Raw genomic sequence first — 17,914 nt, forward strand, 5'->3', positions numbered from 1 at the left:
TCTAATCGCCGCGCCCGGCCGGCCCGGTTACAGGAAATAACGTAGCCTGAGCGGCAGCAGGGTGGCGCCGAGTGCCGAGGAATCGCCTTCTGTCTCGCTGAGCACCAGTTTTGCTTCCTGCGGGCCGATGCCGTAACGGTGTTCGCGTTGCGAGGGCATGTGTACACGTTCGATCATCATCCGGCCGAGTGCGCGCGGCAATTGTCCACCAAAGACGATCGCCTGTGGATCGAGAACCGCAATCAGGCTCGCCACCAGCCGGTCCACCTGCGGCATGGTCCGCTCAAGCCATTCCTCGACGCCCGGCCAGGCAGGGTCAAAATGCTGATAGAGCGCTTCGATCGAATCTATCTCGCTCCCGTGTTTCTGCAGCGTCGCGATCAGATATTGCAGCGCCGGCCGCCTGTCGGCTTCATCCGGGTTGAAGATGCCGCTGAATTCACCGGCATTGCCGTGAAAACCGTAGAATGGCTGACCTCCCAGAATGAGACCGCCGCCGAAACCATAGTTGAAGGATAGATAGGCGAAGGTCTGGCACCACAGTCCCACACCGCGAAGGCTTTCGCCGATCGCGCCGGTGGTTGCGTTGTTTTCCAGCCAGACCGGTAGACGGAATTTCTCTTCAAGGATCGGTTTCAGGTCCATCAGCGACCAGTCGCGCAATGGTTCCGGCGCGTTGAACGCCCGATCTTCCGACACGAAAAATCCCGACATGGAAAAGCCGAGGCCGAGCAGGCGTTCGCGCGGGATGCCGTGGTCCGCCAGCAACCGGTCCAGAGCGAGCGACAGTGCGGCAAGCGTCATTTCGCGATCGCTGGGAAGCATCCGCAATTTTTCTTCGACAACCACCATGCAGCGGAAATCGGCGATGCAGATCACCACGGAGTCAGTGTTGATGGAAATTCCGAGCGAATAGGCCGCCTCAGGCACCAGTTCAATGGTCGGGCTCGGCTGGCCACGCGTTCCTTTAAGCGGTGCGCCGGTACGCAAAAGGCCGCGTTCCAGCAGGCCTTCGATCAACCGATGCACGGATTGCTGCGTCAGGTTCGTGTGACCGGTAATTGTTGCACGGGCAATGGGGCCGTGGCGGCGCACGATATCGAGAATGAGGCGCTCATTCTCGCTGGCAAGCGGCTGGCGGTCGAAGGTCTGGCGCGGTGTCTTATCTGTTGTCATGGCCTTGGATAGCGGCTGCACAAGGCCTTCGCAACTCGGGCCGCGCACCGGGGACGGCATTTTTCACTGGACTGTCATAAATAATACACTTAGAGTGTAGTAATAAGAAGCCGGTCAATAACGGATCCCCAGGAGGAACCATTCAATGAGCATGAAATTTATTGCGATCGCCGCGCTTGCGCTGGCGACGACGGTAGCGCCTTGCCTTGCGGCGGATACCAACATGAAGAACCTCGACTTCGATCTGTCGAAGGTCACGCGAGAAAATTTCTATGACATCGTCGTTCCCGCTGCCAAAGCGGAAGGCACGGTGACGATGTACAATTTCGCCGGCAGTTTCGCGGATACGTGGAAAGAACTGATCACCCGGTTCGAGGCCAAATATGGCATCAAGGTCACCTATAGCGACGTAAAGGGTGATCAGGCGAACCAGCAGCTCATCGCCGTGCAGGCGGCTGGGCAGGATTCACCCGTCGACGCCTATTTCGCTGGCGGCGGCGGCTATCCGCTTTTGTCTTCCAAGGGCGTCGTCGGCAATATTCCGCTGACGAAGATCTTGCCCAACATGGCCAATTACAATCCGGAACTGGCCGAGACCGTTTTCGGCAAGGCGCATGGCGGCAGCTTCCCTCTTGTGCATCTCAACCAGACCGCACTCGGCTATGATTCCGCCTTCGTGAAAGCCGAAGACGTGCCGAAGAGCTTCGACGATCTTCTCGTTTGGGCTGAAAAGAACCCGAAGCGCCTTGGCGTCACCCTGCCAGCCAAGGGCGGCTCCGGCGGCGGCTTCATCTATTCGGTGGCGCTCAATTATCTCACCGGCGACTGCCGCAAGCAGCTCACAGACTATAATCAGACGCTGCAGCAGGCCGAAGACTGGGCAATGACGTCCGAGTGCCTTACGCCGGTCTGGGATTATTACCGTCGTCTTCTTGCCGTGGCTGAACTGACAAACGGCAACGCCGACACGCTTAACCTGATCAACAACCAGCAGCTCTACATGGGCACCGTCTGGGAAGACCAGGTCATGAGCTTCCTCGGGACCAAGCAGTTGCCGGAGAGCTTCCGCGTCACGCTGCTGGAAAAAGGCCAGGTCGGCTCGGGCGATGCCATTTTCGTGCCGGCAAATGCCAAGAACGTCGCCTCCGCCCTGCTTCTCATCGATATGGCGATGAGCAAGGAGTTCCAGCTCTGGAAGCTGGAGAACAAGGCTTCGCGGTCTCCGCGGGCGGATGTCACCAACGACCTGATGCCCAAAGCCGTACAGGAGCATGTTCTGCCGCAAAGCGTTTATCCGCGCCTGTCGGTTCCCGCGTTCTGGGACATGTCGACGGCCCTTGCCGAAGCGCTCGATGAAAAAGTGCTCAACCAGTAACACCTTCCCGGATCGACCGGACCGTGGGGCTGGAAACCGCCAAACGGTCCGGGAGCCTTGGTCGCAACCATGAGGGAGCCTCGCCATGAGTGAACTCGAGATCAGCAATATCAGCAAGGATTACGGTTTGAGCCGGGCGCTTCATCCCGTGTCGATCACTGTCGAGCGGGGCGAATTCGTCACCATTCTCGGCCCCTCGGGCTGCGGCAAGTCCACGCTTTTGCGCATCCTCACCGGCATCAGCCAGTCTTCGGGAGGCGAAATCCGGCTGGGCGGCAAGCGTATCGATCAGGCGCCGCCGGAAGCGCGCGACATCGCCATGGTTTTTCAGTCCTATGCGCTTTTCCCACATATGTCGGTTGCCAAAAACCTTGGCTTCGGCCTGAAGATGAAGAAGGTCCCGAAGGACGAGCGCGCGCGCCGCATCGCCCATGCGCTTGAAATCTGTAATCTTGCCGGCCTGGTGGACCGCATGCCGCGGCAATTGTCCGGCGGGCAGCAGCAGCGCGTGGCGCTGGCGCGCGCCATTGTCATGCAGCCAAGCCTCTTGCTGTTCGACGAGCCGCTCTCGAACCTCGACGCCAAGCTTCGCGACACGCTGCGCCATGAACTGACTGAACTTCACCGCCGGATCGGCGCGACCAGCCTTTATGTGACACATGATCAGGCCGAGGCTATGGCGATGTCGGACCGGATCGTGGTGATGAATGCCGGCCGCGTCGTTGAAGTGGGAACACCGCTCGAACTTTACCGTGCGCCCAAACACGCCTTTACCGCCGGTTTTCTGGGTCAGACCAACCTTTTGCCGGTTTTGGCTGAGGGTAGGCAGGCGCAATTGCCCTGGGGGCAGTCCGTAACGCTGGATGCGACTGCTGCCGGCCCCGCACAGATTTCGGTTCGCCCGGAAAACATCCACATCAGCGCCGACGAGGCGGGCGCCGGCACGGTCTCTGCCGTTTCCTTCATGGGCGCCAATGCGCTCTATACGGTCGAAATCGGCGGCCACCAGATCAAGATCAGCCAGTCCGGTGCGGAAAATCTTATCGATGCGGGACGCAGGGTCGCCTTGCGTTTTCCCGGATCGGTGCATTTGCTCGATGACGGGCAGGCAGGGGAGGCGGCGTGATGCGCGGGGTGCTTCGCGACAGGCGCGCCCAGCTGCTGGTCCTGCTTGCGCCGGGGGTGGGTTATTTGCTGATCTTCTTCGGCGGTCCGCTGCTTTCGGCACTGATCGGCAGCTTCAGGCAGGACGATGGCAGCTTCACGCTGATGTTCTACGAGCGGATCTTCACACGTCCGTCGATGATCCGCGGCCTGACGACGTCCATCTATTACGGTGTCATGCCGGTGATGGTGTCGCTTGCGGCTTCGGTGCCGCTGGCGCTTCTGATCCGCAAGAGCTTTCTCGGCCGCAAGCTGTTCAGCGGCCTTTACAAGCTGCCGATGGCGGTGCCGGGCATCATCGTCGGCCTGATGGTGATCGTCGTTTTCGAAAGGGGCGGTTTTCTCGACCGGCTGGTCGCGCCGCTCGGGCGTGAATTGCCCAAACTCGTGCGTGACGACTGGGGCATTGGCGTCATTCTCGCCAGTGTCTGGAAGCAGATACCCTTCATGACGCTGATCATCACCAGTGCCTTTGCCGCCATTCCGGAGGACATCCGTTACGCGTCGCGCACGCTCGGCGCCTCGAGGCTGAAGACCTTTCTATTCGTCGAAGTTCCGCTTGCCATGCCCGGCATCACCGCCGCCATCCTTCTTACCTTCATCGGCTCCATGGGCTCCTACGCCATTCCCGATATTGTCGGTCCGCCTACTGCCCGGCCGCTTTCGGTTCTCATGGTCACGGAGTTCAATCAGGGGCGGTTCAATCAGGTCTATGCCATGGGCATGGTGCTGAGCCTCTTCGCGGTCTCCGTCCTGCTTCTGTATTACTCCCTGACATCCCGCATCGGCCCCGGCCAAACCCGAGGAGACGCATAATGAGCGCCATTGCCCTCGAACCCGTCACCATGACACGCCGCCGCACCTTCACGCCGGACGACCGGATTTTCGTCTCCATCGGGCTCTTTACCGCGCTGGCGCTCGCTATCGCCGTGCCTCTGGCGCTGATGTTCCTGTGGAGCATTGCCGATGGATGGACGCCGCCTCTGGTAGTGCCGAAGGATTACACCACCACGCGCTGGGCGAGCATTCTTGGCGATGCAAGCCTCATTCAGGCCGCCGTCAACAGCATCCTCATCGCCATCGTCGTGACTTTCTCGACGGCCGCGATCGCACTGCCGACTGCTTGGGCCATGGCCCGTTTTCCCTTCCGGCTGAAACGGCTGGTGGAGATCTTCATTCTGGCCCCCATCATCATTCCGGGGCTGGTCGTCGCTGTCGGGATCGGCCAGGTGTTTCTTCTTTTCGGTCTCGCTTATTCGGTGACCGGGGTCATCCTTGTGCAGATCGTCGGCACGCTGCCGCTGATGATACGGCTGATGACGGCGACGCTAGAAACCATTCCCGACGACCTGATCCATGCCGCCCGTTCGCTCGGCGCGGGAACGGTCGGCATCGTCATCCACATCATCCTGCCGCTTGCGGTGCCCGGCCTTCTGGCCGGTGGCCTGATGTCCTTCATCGGCAGCTTCGAGGAATTCGACAAGTCCTTCATCGTCGGTGCGCCTGTCGTGCAGACGCTGCCGATCAAGCTCTACATGTATCTCGACCCCTATTCGATGCAGATCCCGCTCGCCTCCATCGTCTCCTTCATCCTGCTTCTTCCCGCACTCGTCGTTTTCATCATCGCCGGCCGCATTCTGCGTGACGACCTGATGGCGGCGGGCATGGGGAAAATCTGATCCGGGCAACCCAACTCCGGTAAACGCAACATCCGAAAGTGAAAAAAATGCCTCAAACCCTTGCAGCCCAACGAAAAGTCTCCAATCCGTGCAACGTTCTCGCCCTCTGCTCGCGCGACAATCCCGCGATCCTTACCATCGCCCATCGTGGGTTCTGGACCGCGACCGCTGAAAATTCGCTGGCTTCGGTTCGCGCAGCGGTCGCTGCCGGGATCGAGATGATCGAGATCGACACGCAGGCGACGGCCGATGGCCGGCTGGTCGTCATTCACGACGAGACGCTCGACCGCACGACGACGGGGCGGGGGACAGTGAGCGAACTGGCCTTTGATGTCGTCCGTTCCGCACGGCTGAAGGCAGGTGCTGGCGGCGATGCAGCCGATGTGACGGAGGAATGCGTACCGACGCTGGAAGAATTGCTGGAAGAGGCGCGTGGCAAAATCACCGTCAATATCGATACCAAGTTCACCCGTGACCTGCCGCAGGTCATGGAAACCGTACTGCGCCTCGGCGTCGCGGATCAGGTTCTGGTGAAAACCGATATCGATCCTGAAGCCGAGCATTTCGATGTGCTGGATACCGACTGGTTCGGCAAAATTCCGCATATGCCGATGTTTCCGGTGAGAAAGGGCAAGTTTGCCGAGGATCTGCGCCGCATCGAAGCGTTGCGCGCGCCGATGATAGAGGTAAAATTTACCGATATCGCTGATCTGGTCGAAGGCCGCGCCGAAATGGAGCGTCAGAATATCCGCCTCTGGATTAACACGCTCGACGTTTCCCATTGCCTCGATCTCAACGACACGCGCGCACTTTCCGATGCAGAAGGTGTGTGGGGCGCACTGGCGCAGGTCGGCGTCGGTGCAATCCAGACGGATGAAGTCGAGGCCTTCACGGGCTGGCTGAAGGCTGATGCAGGCGAGACGGGCAGGTCATGGACACGATGAACCAGCGCCTCGAGCGTGCAGCCGGCATCATAGAGGAGGCGATGGGGCTTGCCCTTCGCTTTTTCGAAGCGCGCGGCAGCATCGCCACCCGCACCAAGGGTTTTCAGGACTTCGTCTCGGAAGCGGATACCGCGGTTGAAAGGCTGGTGCGCGACCGGCTGGCGGCGGCATTTCCGGGTGAAACCGTTCTCGGCGAGGAGATGGGCGGGATCGCAGATGACGCCTATTGGATCATCGATCCCATCGACGGCACCGCAAACTTCCTTCGCGGCTCACCACTCTGGGGCATCTCGCTGGGCTTCGTGCGCAACGGCGTCCCGGAAATCGGGGTCGTCGCCATGCCAGTCTTCCAGGAGATCTATTCGGCTGCCGAAGGAACAGGGTTGTTGCTGAACGGCAAGCCGCTTGCGCGCGATGTTCCATTTAAGGAAGTGCAGGTGATGTCGCTCGGTGACAGCGCGTCTGCCGATGCCGCGGAGGTGGCGGCGCTCAATGTCGGCTTGAGGCATGCGGGCTGGGTGGTGGAATCCATCCGTTCGACCTCGATTTCACTGGTTTTTGCAGCGCGCGGCATCTTTGATGGCCATCTGCAAAAACTGACGACCATGTGGGACATCGCCGGTGGCGTTGTCCTGGCACGGGAGGCGGGTCTTGACGTTCGGATTGGAACGCGCGGCGAAACCGGCATTCCCTGGGTTGCCGCCGCAACGCCTGAATTGATGGCCGCGACGGAAACTCTCTGGCCGGAGATCGCGGAATTGGTGCCGGCCGAACTTGCCTGAAATTCCCATAAAAATCGGTGCCGGGTGAGAGATCCAGACACTTGGCGCCTTCCACCGGCAACTGGACCGAAAAGCCTCTGACGACTGGTGGTTATGCCCAACCCTTCAGCGCCCGGCCGGAATAATAGCTGGGCGTTGTGGCGCGGTAGATCGGTATGCTGGCGGCACCGAGATGGGGCAGGTCGCTCATCATCGATTTGCGTATTTCAGGTGGCTCGACGAAAAAGTCTTCGCCGAGCATTTCCAGCGAGCCGATGCGCTGCACGATGTGTTCAAGAACCCAGTCAGGTAGCGATCCGCCAAAAATGATGGCGCCGGGATCCATCGTCCGGGCAACCGTCAGCGCCAGCAGACGAAGCTGGTCGGTCGCCCTTTCCAGCCAGGCAACCACGGCGGGGTGGTCGCAATAGCTTTCATCAATATCCTTCAAACGCCGGATGCCCACTCCGTGGGCGGCCAGCGTGTCGCAAAGGTCCTGTCCAGAGGGACGTGGATGGGATTTGGGAAACAGGCCGCCAAACTCGCCGGCATTGCCGTTCGTGCCGCGATAGAGATGGCGCTGAACCACAACGGCGCCGCCTATGCCGTATGTCAGCCAGATCATCGCAAAATTGCGGATGCTTCGACCAGCTCCGTAATACAGCTCCGAGAGGATGACGGTATTGCCGTCATTTTCGTGAAAGACCGGGAAATCGAAATAGGGCTGGAAGTCCTTGTCCACGTCGATGTCGCGCCAGCTCTCGAACTGCTTGATGCGAAAGACATGGCCTCGATCACGCTTGAAGTGGCCTGGAAAGCTGATGCCGCAGCCTAGCACATCCTTCTTTTTGATCTTGGCCTTTTCAACCACCTGTCGGGCGGCCGTCTCGGCCATCTCCATGATATGCTCGAAACTGTGTCCCTCAAGCTCGGACCTGATTTCCTGCCTGATCGTGCCGTTGAGATCGGCCAGGCAGACACGCAGATCGTCCGGGTTGAAATAGACCCCGAGCGTGAAAAGTCCGTTCGGATTGATCTCGATGGCAGTGGATGGCTTCCCCCGTTTGCCGTCGCTGCGCGCTTCCTCGGCTTCCAGGATCAGGCCGGATTCCAGAAGATTGGCCGTCAGGCGGGTGAGGGTCGGTGCGGAAACATCCATCTCGCGCGCCAGTTCGATGCGCGACATACCTCCCTTGCCGCGCAGGATTTCGAGCAGACGCCGTTCATTGTAGCCGAGGTCGATCAACCAGGTCTCCCACGAGAAGTTAAGTCGGATGATTAGCGCAATTTCAGTGGCTGTGCACCTTGTTTTCCGGAACGTCCTGACTTTTCAGGTTCGAAGATTAAGCGCGGCTGTCTTCAAATGTTGAGTTTTTTCAGACGGATATTGGATTTTTGTATTCAAGATAAATTGCAGCTTGACTAATTAATTTACGTAAAGAAAATAAATAGCAGACGGCGGGTAGCGACACGCAAAATCAATAAGAAATTATGTCGTACTGCCTTGCCAGTCAGGGAACAAAAAAACGGAGCACCCTTTATGCGTCAATCATGCACTATTTTCGCGCGCCTTGTTGCTGGCGCAACTTTCCTTGCCAGTGCGGCTTTTGCCCATGCGGAAGGTACCGTCGTGGTCTATTCGGCAGCGCCGCAGCAGCTCATGGATGAGTTGCTGCCCATGTTTGAAAAGAAGACCGGCACCAAGGTCGAGCTTGTCAAAGCCGGGTCCGGCGAGCTGATGAACCGCATCAAGGCGGAAAGCGGCAAGGCGGCTGGCGACGTGATCTGGAGCGTTGATGGCACCGTCATCGACTTTTCCGCCGACCTGTTCGAACCTTACAAGCCTGTCGAGGCAGCATCGATCAACCCTGCCTTTTCGCCGAGCACCAACTGGGTTCCTTTTACCGCAGTCGTTACGGCCTTCATCGTCAACAAGGAAGCGCTGAAAGGTGCGCCGGTTCCGACATCCTGGGCCGATCTTGCCAAGCCTGAATACAAGGGCCTGATTTCCTCGGCCCGTGCCGATCAGTCCGGCTCCGCCTATATCCAGATGGCGACGGTTTTGCAGGATTTCGACAGTGAGGAGAAGGGTTGGGAAGTTTATACCGGCATTCTCGGCAACTCCGTTCTTTCCACCTCTTCAGGCGCTGTTCCGCGTTTCGTCAATGATGGCGAGCAGGCGGTTGGTATCACGCTCGAAGACGCCGCCCTGCGCTACAAGCTTGGCAGCGCCCCGGTAGAGATCGTCTATCCGAAAGAAGGCACGGCAATCGCGCCTGACGGCATGGCGCTCGTCAAGGGTGCGCCGAACGCCGAAAACGGCAAGGCCTTCATCGATTTCATCGTCTCCAAGGAAGCGCAGGAAGTCGTGGTGAAAGCCGGTCGTCGCTCGGTCAGAACCGATGTTCCTGCCAATTCGGCGCTCGTTCCGCTGTCCGATGTTCCGGATGCGAAATACGACTTCAAGTGGGCTGCGGACAACCGCTCGCGTCTGATGGAAAAGTGGAACGAGATCCTGCTCGGCGTCCAGTAAGAACATTGCCGGGGGCGGTGCGTCAGGCAACCGTCCCCTGCTTACCTCTTTCACAACAGCATTTTCGTTCCGTCCACCGTGGTCGTGTGCCGCGCAGGATATGTCATGGAGCAGCACATGGCCGCCGTAGAAATTACCAGCATCAAGAAAAGTTACCGGGATGTCGTTGCCCTCTCCGACATCAACATCTCCATTCCCTCCGGATCGTTTTTTACGCTTCTTGGACCCAGCGGTTGTGGCAAGACGACCCTTTTGCGCACGATTGCCGGTTTTCACCAGCAGGATAGCGGCAGCATCAGCATCGAAAGACAGGCGATCGAACATGTGCCCGCCCATAAGCGCGATGTCGGCATGGTCTTTCAGGATTATGCGGTGTTTCCGCATATTTCGGTGTTTGACAACATTGCCTTCGGTCTGAAACAGCGCAAGGCGTCTTCAGCCGAGATCCGCGAACGGGTCGGCAAGATTCTCGATGTCGTGCAGCTCGCTCCCTATGCCAAGCGTATGCCTCACGAACTCTCCGGCGGCCAGCAGCAGCGTGTGGGTCTTGCGCGCGCACTCGTCATCAACCCGAAAGTGCTGTTGATGGACGAGCCGCTGTCCAACCTCGATGCCAAACTTCGCGTGGACCTGCGCCGGGAACTGCGTGAAATCCAGCAGGCCATGAACATCACCACCGTCTATGTCACGCATGATCAGGAAGAGGCGCTTGCCATGTCCGATCTGGTTTGCGTCATGTATGGCGGCGTCATTCAGCAGGCGGCACCACCCTGGGAAGTCTATAACAATCCCGCTAACCGCTTCGTCGCGTCGTTCGTGGGCGCAAACAACTTCCTGACGCTTGACCGTGCAGGCGGACAGACATCCATTTCCGGCCACAAGGTCGCATTGCCGCAGGCGGGTGCGATTTCCCCGCAGCGGAAGATCGTCGCCGCCATCCGCCCGGAGGCGATTTCTGTCGGTCCTGCCGCGATCGATGGTGACGAGCGCATCGAACTGCCCGTGACCATAAGACTGGTCAGTTTCACGGGGCGTGAGATGAACGTTGCAGCCGTTCTCTCGTCGGGCGAGGAAATCGAGGCGATCACCAAGCCATCGCCTGAGATCATTGCACTGCAGCCCAACCAGAAGACCACTTTCTCCTGGCGCGCGGCCGATGCGAAGCTGTTCGGCGAGGGCGTAACCGGGGAGCGCCTGTCATGACGGATATGACTGCGACTGCAACTCCCGGCGGTTTCCGCCTGCGACTGCCAGGTTTTTGGACAAGCGTGACGGTATTTGCCGTCATCCTGCTGGCGATCTTCCTGATCCTGCCGATTTTCAGCGTCTTCTTCATCAGTTTCTTCGATGCCAAAACCGGTGCGTTCGGTCTCAGCAACTATGCGGAAGTGTTCACACGGCGTTTTTATACCGTCGCACTCTGGAATACGCTTCTCATCGGTGTGCTGGGCATGCTGGGCGCCTGCCTTCTCGGTATTCCGCTTGCCTTTTGCACCTCCCGTTATCGCATCAAGGGGCGCACTTTTATTGCCACCTTCGCGGTTCTGGTTCTGTGCGCACCGCCGTTCATTGGTGCTTATGCCTGGATTATGCTGTTCGGTGCCAACGGTGCTGTCACCAATCTCTTGTCCTTCGCCGGCATTTCATTGCCGACGATCTACGGGATCCCGGGTATCGTGATGGTCTTCAGCCTGAAGTTCTTTCCCTACATCTTCCTGATGACGGAGAACGCGCTGAACACCATCAACAAGTCCTATGAGGACGCGGCGGAAAATCTCGGCTGCACGGCGTTCGAGCGTTTCCGCAAGATCACCTTGCCGCTGGTCTTTCCGGCAGTCAGCACCGGCGCGATCATCTGCTTCGTGCTGTCCATCGCCGACTTCGGAACGCCGGCAATCCTCGGCAAGGGCATCAGAACGCTTTCGACCATCGCCTATGCACAATACACCTCCGAAATGGCCGGTACGCCGACCATGGCGGTTACGATTTCCATGGTGATGATTGCAATTTCGATGGCGGCACTTCTGTTGCAGCGGCACATTCTTGCCAAGCGCCGCTACGCCAGTTCATTGACCAACAGGCCGGTAAAGCAGTCCATGCGCCCGTTGAAGTCGTTCATCGTGCACGGCTTCTGCTATCTGGTCGTCTTCATCGCCATGCTTCCGTCGCTCACGGTCATCTACACCTCGTTCCTCGCAACCAGCGGTCCCGTCTTCACCGGCGGCTTCGGGTTGGACAGCTATGCCCGTATCCTTCGTGATTCACCGCAGGCGATTGCCAACAGTTTCACGTTTGCACTGGCTGCCGTGGTACTGATTGCGATCGTTTCCGGCCTGCTGTCGTTCATCGTGGTGCGACGCGACAATGCGGTCTCCGGCTCGCTCGATCTTCTGCTGATGGTGCCTTACCTCATTCCCGGCGTTGTCATGGCGATCGGCTACGTCACGACGTTCCGCTATCCACCCTTTGATATCACTGGGACGGCGCTCATCATCATCGTCCTGGTGTTTATCCGCCGGCTGCCTTACGGCGTCCGCTCCACGACATCGATCCTCAGGCAGATCAAACCGTCCATCGAGGAGGCTGCGGTCAATCTCGGGGCTTCGCCGGCAAAGACCTTCGTGTCGGTGACGGTGCCGCTGATGCTGCCCGGTCTCATCATCGGTTCGCTGATGAGCTTCATAACGGCTATCAACGAGCTGTCCTCGACGCTGATCCTCTACACGGCACGAACGATTACCATGCCGGTTCTCATCTATGTTCAGGTGATTGACGGCGAGTTTGGCACGGCTGCGGCGCTTTCAACCGTCCTTCTGGTCAGCACCGGACTTTGCGTCTTCATCGTGTTCCGCCTCTCGGAAGACAAAGAAGCCTCTTTCGTCTGAAACCATACCAGCCCTCACCAAAAGCCTGCAGTAGCGGCGACATACGTGTCGCCGCCAGCCTCCCTCTGCCCAGCCTCCCTCTGCAAGGAATACACGACGATGAATATCGCGAGCTTTTCGCAATCGAAATACAAGAACGCCGCAACGCCCGGGGACGATGTGGCACTGATCATACCGGGACGGGTTCTGGCCGTTTTTGACGGTGCGACCGACCCGACCGGTGCAAGTTACGGCGGCTTGAGCTCGGGCCGTATCGCAGCACTCGCTGCCGCAAATGCCGTGGCGAAAATGGGCCTCGATGGCACGCTGGAAAAAATTGCCGCGCCCAAGCTTTTTCAGAACATCAGCGATATCTTGAAGCAGGAGGCCGAGCGCATCAATGCCAGCCATCCACCGTCGACAACCCTGGCAATTGTTGCCGACCTGGGAGACAGTTTCCGCCTGCTTCTGGCTGGCGATTCCGGTGTGCGTATCAACGGCTCCCGGTTGCTGCAGCATGCCAAGCTTATAGACAAGGTAAGTACATCGGCGCGCATCCTTGTCTTCAAACAGCTTTTTGCCGCTTTGAGGGATGGTGATGCAGCCGAGGCACGCACGCGTGCGACCATCTTTTCCGGCCTGCGTTCCGCTGTCGAAAACGGCATCATGACTGCGCAGGAGGCGAAGAATGTTGTCATTGCCGCAGCCCACATGAGCGGTCTTGAGAGCGATATCGAAGCAGTCGAGGAATTTCTGATGGGAGGAATTCGCGTCCAGCCGCAATTCGCAAACAGGCAGGGACACGTACTGGGATACGCCTCGGTCAATGGCGGAACGGTCATAGAAGAGGGGACGGTCGATCTTAGCATCGCCAAGGACACGCTTGTGAGCCTTGAAATCTTTTCCGACGGTTATCTGTCTCTGCCGGCTGGAACCGATGTCGCTGACTGGGAAGCGGAATTTGCCCGCGTCGAGACGGCAGATTTTCACAAGATCAACGAGTACCCGTCGGTGAAGGGGTCAACATCGAGCGAATTCAGCGACGACAGGACCGTGGTGTGCATGAAGGCGCGGTGAAGAGATATCCGCGCCGAAAAGTATTTCGAAGCTGTCCGTCTTTCGAAGTGACAACCGCGAAAATTCCACCGCTCGTTGGCAGTGTTTGTCGTCCGCTATCGCCCCCAATTCGAAAGGCCTTGCCCTTGAAGGCGAAGAAAGACGCTGCGCACATGAGATCATGGGAAGGTAAGTCTATGGTTTAGCTAACGGCTTACCTCCGTACCTAGATAGTTGCGTTCACTCCAGAGCAAGGGTTTGCGCAGCGGATCGAAGCTCGCTTCGATGATCGATCCAACAAACAGGATGTGGTCGGCGGCATCAATGGAGCCGACGAGTTCGCAATCCATCGAGAGCAGCGCGTCAGCAAGCCTTGAGCTTCCCGACGGCCAGACATCCCAGTGGCCGACGGAAAACCGGTCCGGCAGGTTTCCTTTTCCGGCGAACACATCGGCGATCTCCTCCTGCCCTCTGGACAGCGTCGTGACTGAAAAGCGCCGGCTTGCTGCGACAAGATCGACCATACGGCTGCTGGCATCGATGGAGATCATTAGAAGCGGCGGTTCGGCGCTGAGCGGCATGAAGGACGTGATCGTACGTCCGATCCGCTCGCCCGCATGGGAGGCCGTGGCCACGGCCACGGTGAAGACGAGGCTCGCCATAGCGTCCTTGAATTCACGCGGCGAGATTGTCGGAGAGGGGGGTGCTTTCAGCGGGACATGCGCGTGATTGACCACACCACCATCGATCAGCATGAAATTATGAGACATGCAGTGCCGGGCTAACCGCCCGCTCCCGGGTTCTTCGAAAAAATGGAAAACTTGGCCGCAGCACCATTCATGATGTCGGCATCATCAGGCGGCGTTCTTTTCTGGTGCACGCGCGGCCAGATGCCGGAATAGTGGCGGTTGAGGTCAAGCCAGACATGCAGACCCGCCTCGGTATCCGGCCGGATTGCCGCGGCCGGACATTCGTGCTCGCAGATGCCGCAATCGATACATTGATCCGGGTGAATGACGAGCATGTTCTCGCCTGCATAAAAACATTCGACCGGGCAGACTTCCACGCAGTCCATGTATTTGCAGGCGATACAGTTTTCGGTGACGACATAGGACATGGGGATGCTCGCATGGAGTTGCAGCCGGACGGCGGCTGTCCGGCTGCGCCTGACCCGGTCGCCCCCATGGCAGCGAGACCGGTCGGCTCGGTGGGGCTCAAATCAGAGGCGGGCGGCCACTGCCTGCCAGTTCACCAGATTGTCGAGGAAGTTCTCAATATAGGCCGGACGCTTGTTGCGGAAATCGATGTAATAGCTGTGTTCCCACACGTCGCAGCCGAGAATCGCCTTCTGGCCGAAGCACAGCGGGTTAACGCCGTTTTCCGTGCGGGTGATCTTCAGTGTGCCATCGGTATCCGCCACCAGCCACGCCCAGCCCGAGCCGAATTGCGAAGCGCCAGCGAGGGCAAAATTCTGCTTGAACAGCGCCACCGAGCCGAAAGACTGCGTCAGCGCATCTTCCAGCACCTTGGGAATCGCATGTTTTTGTGGCCCCATGATTTCCCAGAAGAGATTGTGGTTCCAGTGCTGGGAGGCATTGTTGAAGATGCCGGACTGCGCGACCGCACCTTTTTCATAGGTGGCGCGCACGATCTCCTCGAGGCTGCTGTTTTCCCATTCGGTGCCTGATATCGCCTTGTTGAGATTGTCGACATAGGCCTTGTGATGAAGATCATGATGGAACTTCAGCGTCTCCTCGGACATGCCAGAAGGGGCGAGCGCATCATGGGCATAGGGGAGGTCGGGAAGCTGGAAAGCCATGGGGTATTCCTTTGTCACTGTTTGCTCAAGAGCATGGAAAAAGCCTTGCGAAAACAAGGTGACAATACTTCTAGGACCTCAATCACAGTTGAGGTCAAGCGGTTTTTCGGGGGATAAATCCACGAACTGGCGGGCTTATGAAACATGCGCCACGATGGCGCGGATTATCGCTCGTCGACGTTCACCGCGGCGACCCATTCTTCGAGTGCCCTGCGAATTGCCGAGTTCGCATCTTCCCCGCGGACGAATGCCCACCATGTATGTGCGCCTTGCCACAAGGCGGCCATCTGCCAGCCAAGCCGTTCCTCTCTAGCCTTGTCGTGGGTAAGGCGGCAGCCAAGCGCCTGGGCGAGGGTGTGTCCCCAGAGTGCTCCTCTCGCGCGCAGCTTCGGATTGCGAATGTCTTCTCTCAGCAGCAGCAACCCGTCACTGGCGTTTTGTTCTGCGGCTTCGGGGGGCATGAGGCGCATGAGAAGGGATATGGCGCCCTGCGGCGTCAATGGTTCCTCCTCATCGGCTGTTTCCGTTTCCGCCTGCAGCTTGTCCCAGGCGCGCAGAAGCACGGTTTCGACAAGGTCTTCGCGCTTGCCGTAACGCTGCACCAGGGTTGCCGCAGATAGGCCGCAGGCCTTTGCGGCTGCGGCAAAAGTCAGCCCGTCGGGGCCTGTCTGCAACATGAGGGGCAGCAGGACATCCAGCACCTGATCATCTGAAATCGACTTGTGTCTTGGCATGACATATATATAAACGTATATTCATTAATAAATCAAGGAGGATAATATGGCGGTCATTCGCGGATATATCGCGGCGAGTCTGGACGGGCGGATCGTTTCTGGAGACGGCTCCTTGGACTGGCTCTACAAATATGATGATATGGACCTCGGCGAACACGATTATCGCCTTTTCCTGAAAGGAATTCGAACGGTGGTCATGGGGCGGGCGACCTATGATTTCATCGCCGGTGAACAGGCGCCCTGGGCTTACGGAGATCAACGCGTTATCGTCGTCACCTCAAGGCCGATCGAGGGCCCCAAGGGACCTCTGGAGGCGCGCAGCGATGTGGGCTCGTTGATCGAGGAATTGCGCGCACTCGATGATGGCGATGTCTGGATGCTGGGCGGCGGAAAGCTGCAGATGGCCTTTCTGGAGCGTGATGCACTGGATGAGATCGAGATTTATGTCATCCCGGAAATCCTTGGCTCAGGTGAGCCCCTTTTTCCGCTCACCGGGCATCGGGCCAGTCCCACTCTCGTGAGCGCAACGGCAATCGAAAAGGGCTGCGTTCGATTGCACTACCGCTTCTCGTGATGCTCTCGGGTTCATGATGTTAGTGAGGTGGCGAGGAATGGTCGATACAGACCGTGCCAGCTGCTCCCGGCCTAACTGCGCGGTTTCCGCCGTCAAAGCCCGAGAAACTTAAAAGGCTTGGTGTCCTTCAAGCTGTCATTCGCCATCCCCGAATAAATCTGCATCTGATTGGGGCCCAGGTCGAGTTTCTTGACCTTACCCGTCTCTTTCGAAAGGTCGAGTTTTGTCATGTCGATCCAGAAGATGTTCGGCGTCAATGCGGATTCGAAGAAATAGAGCTTGCGCTTGTGGTCTATCACCGTGCGCCAGCGGGTAGAGGAAATATTCGGCTGGTCCGGCGTGGTGATACCGTAGGGAACGGAAACATTGCGGATGACGCTAAAGACGCTGGCTATCGCCTCGACCGGATTTTCGCTCTTGGGGATGGCATTGGCGTAGAATGAAGCCCGGGCGAACCGGTCCGCGGCGCGATTGGTGCCCGGCAGCATGACGGTGCCGCCGATCTGCTTCCAATATTCGTTGAGCGCCAGCTGGTGATCGAAGGTCGGCGAATTGGTCATGACCTGATATTGACGACCGTGGTGGATGACCTGCTTGCCGTCAATATATTCGATGATCGCACTGTCACCGGTCGCATCCGAAAGGGAAAGGTGTAAGGTCGCCAGACGTTCTTCGCCGGGAACATTGTCGGTGACAATGGTGAAAGGGTTCTTCTCGAGCGCGCTGACGGCCTCGTCCACCGTTGCGAAATTATCGAGCGCATATTGCGCCCAGGCGGCGATGGAGAGGCCCGGCGATTTCCCGTCATAAGCGGGATAGCTCGACTCGACCAGCCAGAGAACATTTGCAGCAAGGCCTGCCTCATTCATGCCGTCTGTCGTCGAAATATCGTAACCTGAAGCAATGACGCTGCCGTATTTCGAGGTCCATTTGACCGAATTCGGCCCGGCCTCGCCGGCGCGTTCCATGCCGCGCGGGAATACCCAGATGTTGGTTCCGACATCCGTCTTCCAATCCATCGACCGGGCCGTCATCACCTGATCATTTTCGCCCAGATAGACGAAGCGCGTGCAGGCTTCGGCCACAGATGTCGTCAGTGTGGCGACAGACAATATCGCGGCGGTGCAGGCGGAAAAAATCGGCAAGGTCTTCAGGTGCATGGAAAAGCCTCCGGTGTTCGCGGCACAAGATGCAGCGTATGATAGAAAATCGGACTTGTTGCCGGAAGTCAAATA

At 58.4% G+C, this 17,914-nt stretch carries 18 protein-coding genes; 11 read left to right on the plus strand and 7 right to left on the minus strand.

From position 1 onward, the window contains the following. Window positions 1-27: 27 nt before the first annotated feature. Entirely contained in the window at window positions 28-1,176 is a 1,149-nt protein-coding gene (locus G6L97_RS21650; protein ID WP_174003710.1) for an ROK family transcriptional regulator, read from the minus strand. A gap of 145 nt (window positions 1,177-1,321) precedes the next feature. Between G6L97_RS21650 and G6L97_RS21655 the strand changes: the two genes are divergently transcribed. The 6 genes from G6L97_RS21655 to G6L97_RS21680 all read left to right on the plus strand — a co-directional run bounded on the left by G6L97_RS21655 (window position 1,322) and on the right by G6L97_RS21680 (window position 7,120). Next, window positions 1,322-2,551 (plus strand): ABC transporter substrate-binding protein, encoded by a 1,230-nt coding sequence (locus tag G6L97_RS21655; protein ID WP_065660248.1) that lies wholly within the window; start codon window positions 1,322-1,324, stop codon window positions 2,549-2,551. Window positions 2,552-2,636: 85 nt separating this feature from the next. Further along, entirely contained in the window at window positions 2,637-3,677 is a 1,041-nt protein-coding gene (locus G6L97_RS21660) for an ABC transporter ATP-binding protein (protein ID WP_174003712.1), read from the plus strand. Continuing rightward, entirely contained in the window at window positions 3,677-4,531 is an 855-nt protein-coding gene (locus tag G6L97_RS21665; protein ID WP_174003714.1) for an ABC transporter permease, read from the plus strand. The genes G6L97_RS21660 and G6L97_RS21665 overlap by 1 nt, the downstream gene beginning before the upstream one ends. Beyond that, a complete protein-coding gene (locus G6L97_RS21670) occupies window positions 4,531-5,394 on the plus strand; it encodes an ABC transporter permease (RefSeq protein WP_111788528.1) in 864 nt (287 codons plus the stop codon). Before G6L97_RS21665 ends, G6L97_RS21670 begins: the two co-directional genes overlap by 1 nt. Window positions 5,395-5,441: 47 nt before the next feature. Next, window positions 5,442-6,338, plus strand: coding sequence for a glycerophosphodiester phosphodiesterase family protein (locus G6L97_RS21675; RefSeq protein WP_174003716.1), 897 nt, complete (start codon window positions 5,442-5,444; stop codon window positions 6,336-6,338). Continuing rightward, on the plus strand, window positions 6,326-7,120 hold the full coding sequence (locus G6L97_RS21680) for an inositol monophosphatase family protein (RefSeq protein ID WP_162248397.1): 795 nt from the start codon (window positions 6,326-6,328) through the stop codon (window positions 7,118-7,120). Before G6L97_RS21675 ends, G6L97_RS21680 begins: the two co-directional genes overlap by 13 nt. A gap of 91 nt (window positions 7,121-7,211) precedes the next feature. Here the strand turns inward: G6L97_RS21680 and G6L97_RS21685 are convergent, their stop codons facing one another. Beyond that, on the minus strand, window positions 7,212-8,345 hold the full coding sequence (locus tag G6L97_RS21685; RefSeq protein WP_004431088.1) for an ROK family transcriptional regulator: 1,134 nt from the start codon (window positions 8,343-8,345) through the stop codon (window positions 7,212-7,214). 294 nt (window positions 8,346-8,639) lie between these two features. On the opposite strand from G6L97_RS21685, the gene G6L97_RS21690 reads away from it, so the two are divergent. From G6L97_RS21690 to G6L97_RS21705, 4 genes are all read left to right on the plus strand, one after another. Next, window positions 8,640-9,632 carry an ABC transporter substrate-binding protein gene (locus G6L97_RS21690; protein WP_174003718.1) on the plus strand — a complete coding sequence of 331 codons (993 nt, stop codon included), beginning with the start codon at window positions 8,640-8,642 and terminating at the stop codon, window positions 9,630-9,632. Between the two features lie 117 nt (window positions 9,633-9,749). Continuing rightward, window positions 9,750-10,835 (plus strand): ABC transporter ATP-binding protein, encoded by a 1,086-nt coding sequence (locus tag G6L97_RS21695; RefSeq protein ID WP_060642787.1) that lies wholly within the window; start codon window positions 9,750-9,752, stop codon window positions 10,833-10,835. Next, on the plus strand, window positions 10,832-12,517 hold the full coding sequence (locus tag G6L97_RS21700) for an ABC transporter permease (RefSeq protein WP_035200257.1): 1,686 nt from the start codon (window positions 10,832-10,834) through the stop codon (window positions 12,515-12,517). The genes G6L97_RS21695 and G6L97_RS21700 overlap by 4 nt, the downstream gene beginning before the upstream one ends. Before the next feature lie 99 nt (window positions 12,518-12,616). Next, window positions 12,617-13,573 (plus strand): hypothetical protein, encoded by a 957-nt coding sequence (locus G6L97_RS21705; protein WP_060642641.1) that lies wholly within the window; start codon window positions 12,617-12,619, stop codon window positions 13,571-13,573. A 185-nt stretch (window positions 13,574-13,758) separates the two neighbouring features. Here the strand turns inward: G6L97_RS21705 and G6L97_RS21710 are convergent, their stop codons facing one another. The 4 genes from G6L97_RS21710 to G6L97_RS21725 all read right to left on the minus strand — a co-directional run bounded on the left by G6L97_RS21710 (window position 13,759) and on the right by G6L97_RS21725 (window position 16,105). Next, window positions 13,759-14,322: a flavin reductase family protein gene (locus G6L97_RS21710; protein WP_060642640.1), complete on the minus strand. Its 564-nt coding sequence runs from the start codon at window positions 14,320-14,322 to the stop codon at window positions 13,759-13,761. Between the two features lie 11 nt (window positions 14,323-14,333). Beyond that, window positions 14,334-14,669: a ferredoxin FdxA gene (gene fdxA, locus G6L97_RS21715; protein ID WP_060642639.1), complete on the minus strand. Its 336-nt coding sequence runs from the start codon at window positions 14,667-14,669 to the stop codon at window positions 14,334-14,336. A 102-nt stretch (window positions 14,670-14,771) separates the two neighbouring features. After that, the gene (locus G6L97_RS21720) at window positions 14,772-15,371 is read right to left on the minus strand and encodes a superoxide dismutase (RefSeq protein WP_060642638.1); all 600 of its coding nucleotides are present in this window, start codon (window positions 15,369-15,371) and stop codon (window positions 14,772-14,774) included. 164 nt (window positions 15,372-15,535) lie between these two features. Further along, the gene (locus tag G6L97_RS21725) at window positions 15,536-16,105 is read right to left on the minus strand and encodes a TetR/AcrR family transcriptional regulator (protein ID WP_112949150.1); all 570 of its coding nucleotides are present in this window, start codon (window positions 16,103-16,105) and stop codon (window positions 15,536-15,538) included. Window positions 16,106-16,151: 46 nt separating this feature from the next. Between G6L97_RS21725 and G6L97_RS21730 the strand changes: the two genes are divergently transcribed. Then, window positions 16,152-16,679: a dihydrofolate reductase family protein gene (locus G6L97_RS21730; protein WP_019567030.1), complete on the plus strand. Its 528-nt coding sequence runs from the start codon at window positions 16,152-16,154 to the stop codon at window positions 16,677-16,679. Between the two features lie 92 nt (window positions 16,680-16,771). Here G6L97_RS21730 and G6L97_RS21735 read toward each other — a convergent pair whose 3' ends face one another. Further along, entirely contained in the window at window positions 16,772-17,839 is a 1,068-nt protein-coding gene (locus G6L97_RS21735) for a linear amide C-N hydrolase (protein ID WP_060642636.1), read from the minus strand. Window positions 17,840-17,914: the final 75 nt, after the last annotated feature.

This window comes from Agrobacterium tumefaciens (assembly GCF_013318015.2).
In the GTDB taxonomy this organism is placed as follows: Bacteria; Pseudomonadota; Alphaproteobacteria; order Rhizobiales; family Rhizobiaceae; genus Agrobacterium; species Agrobacterium tumefaciens.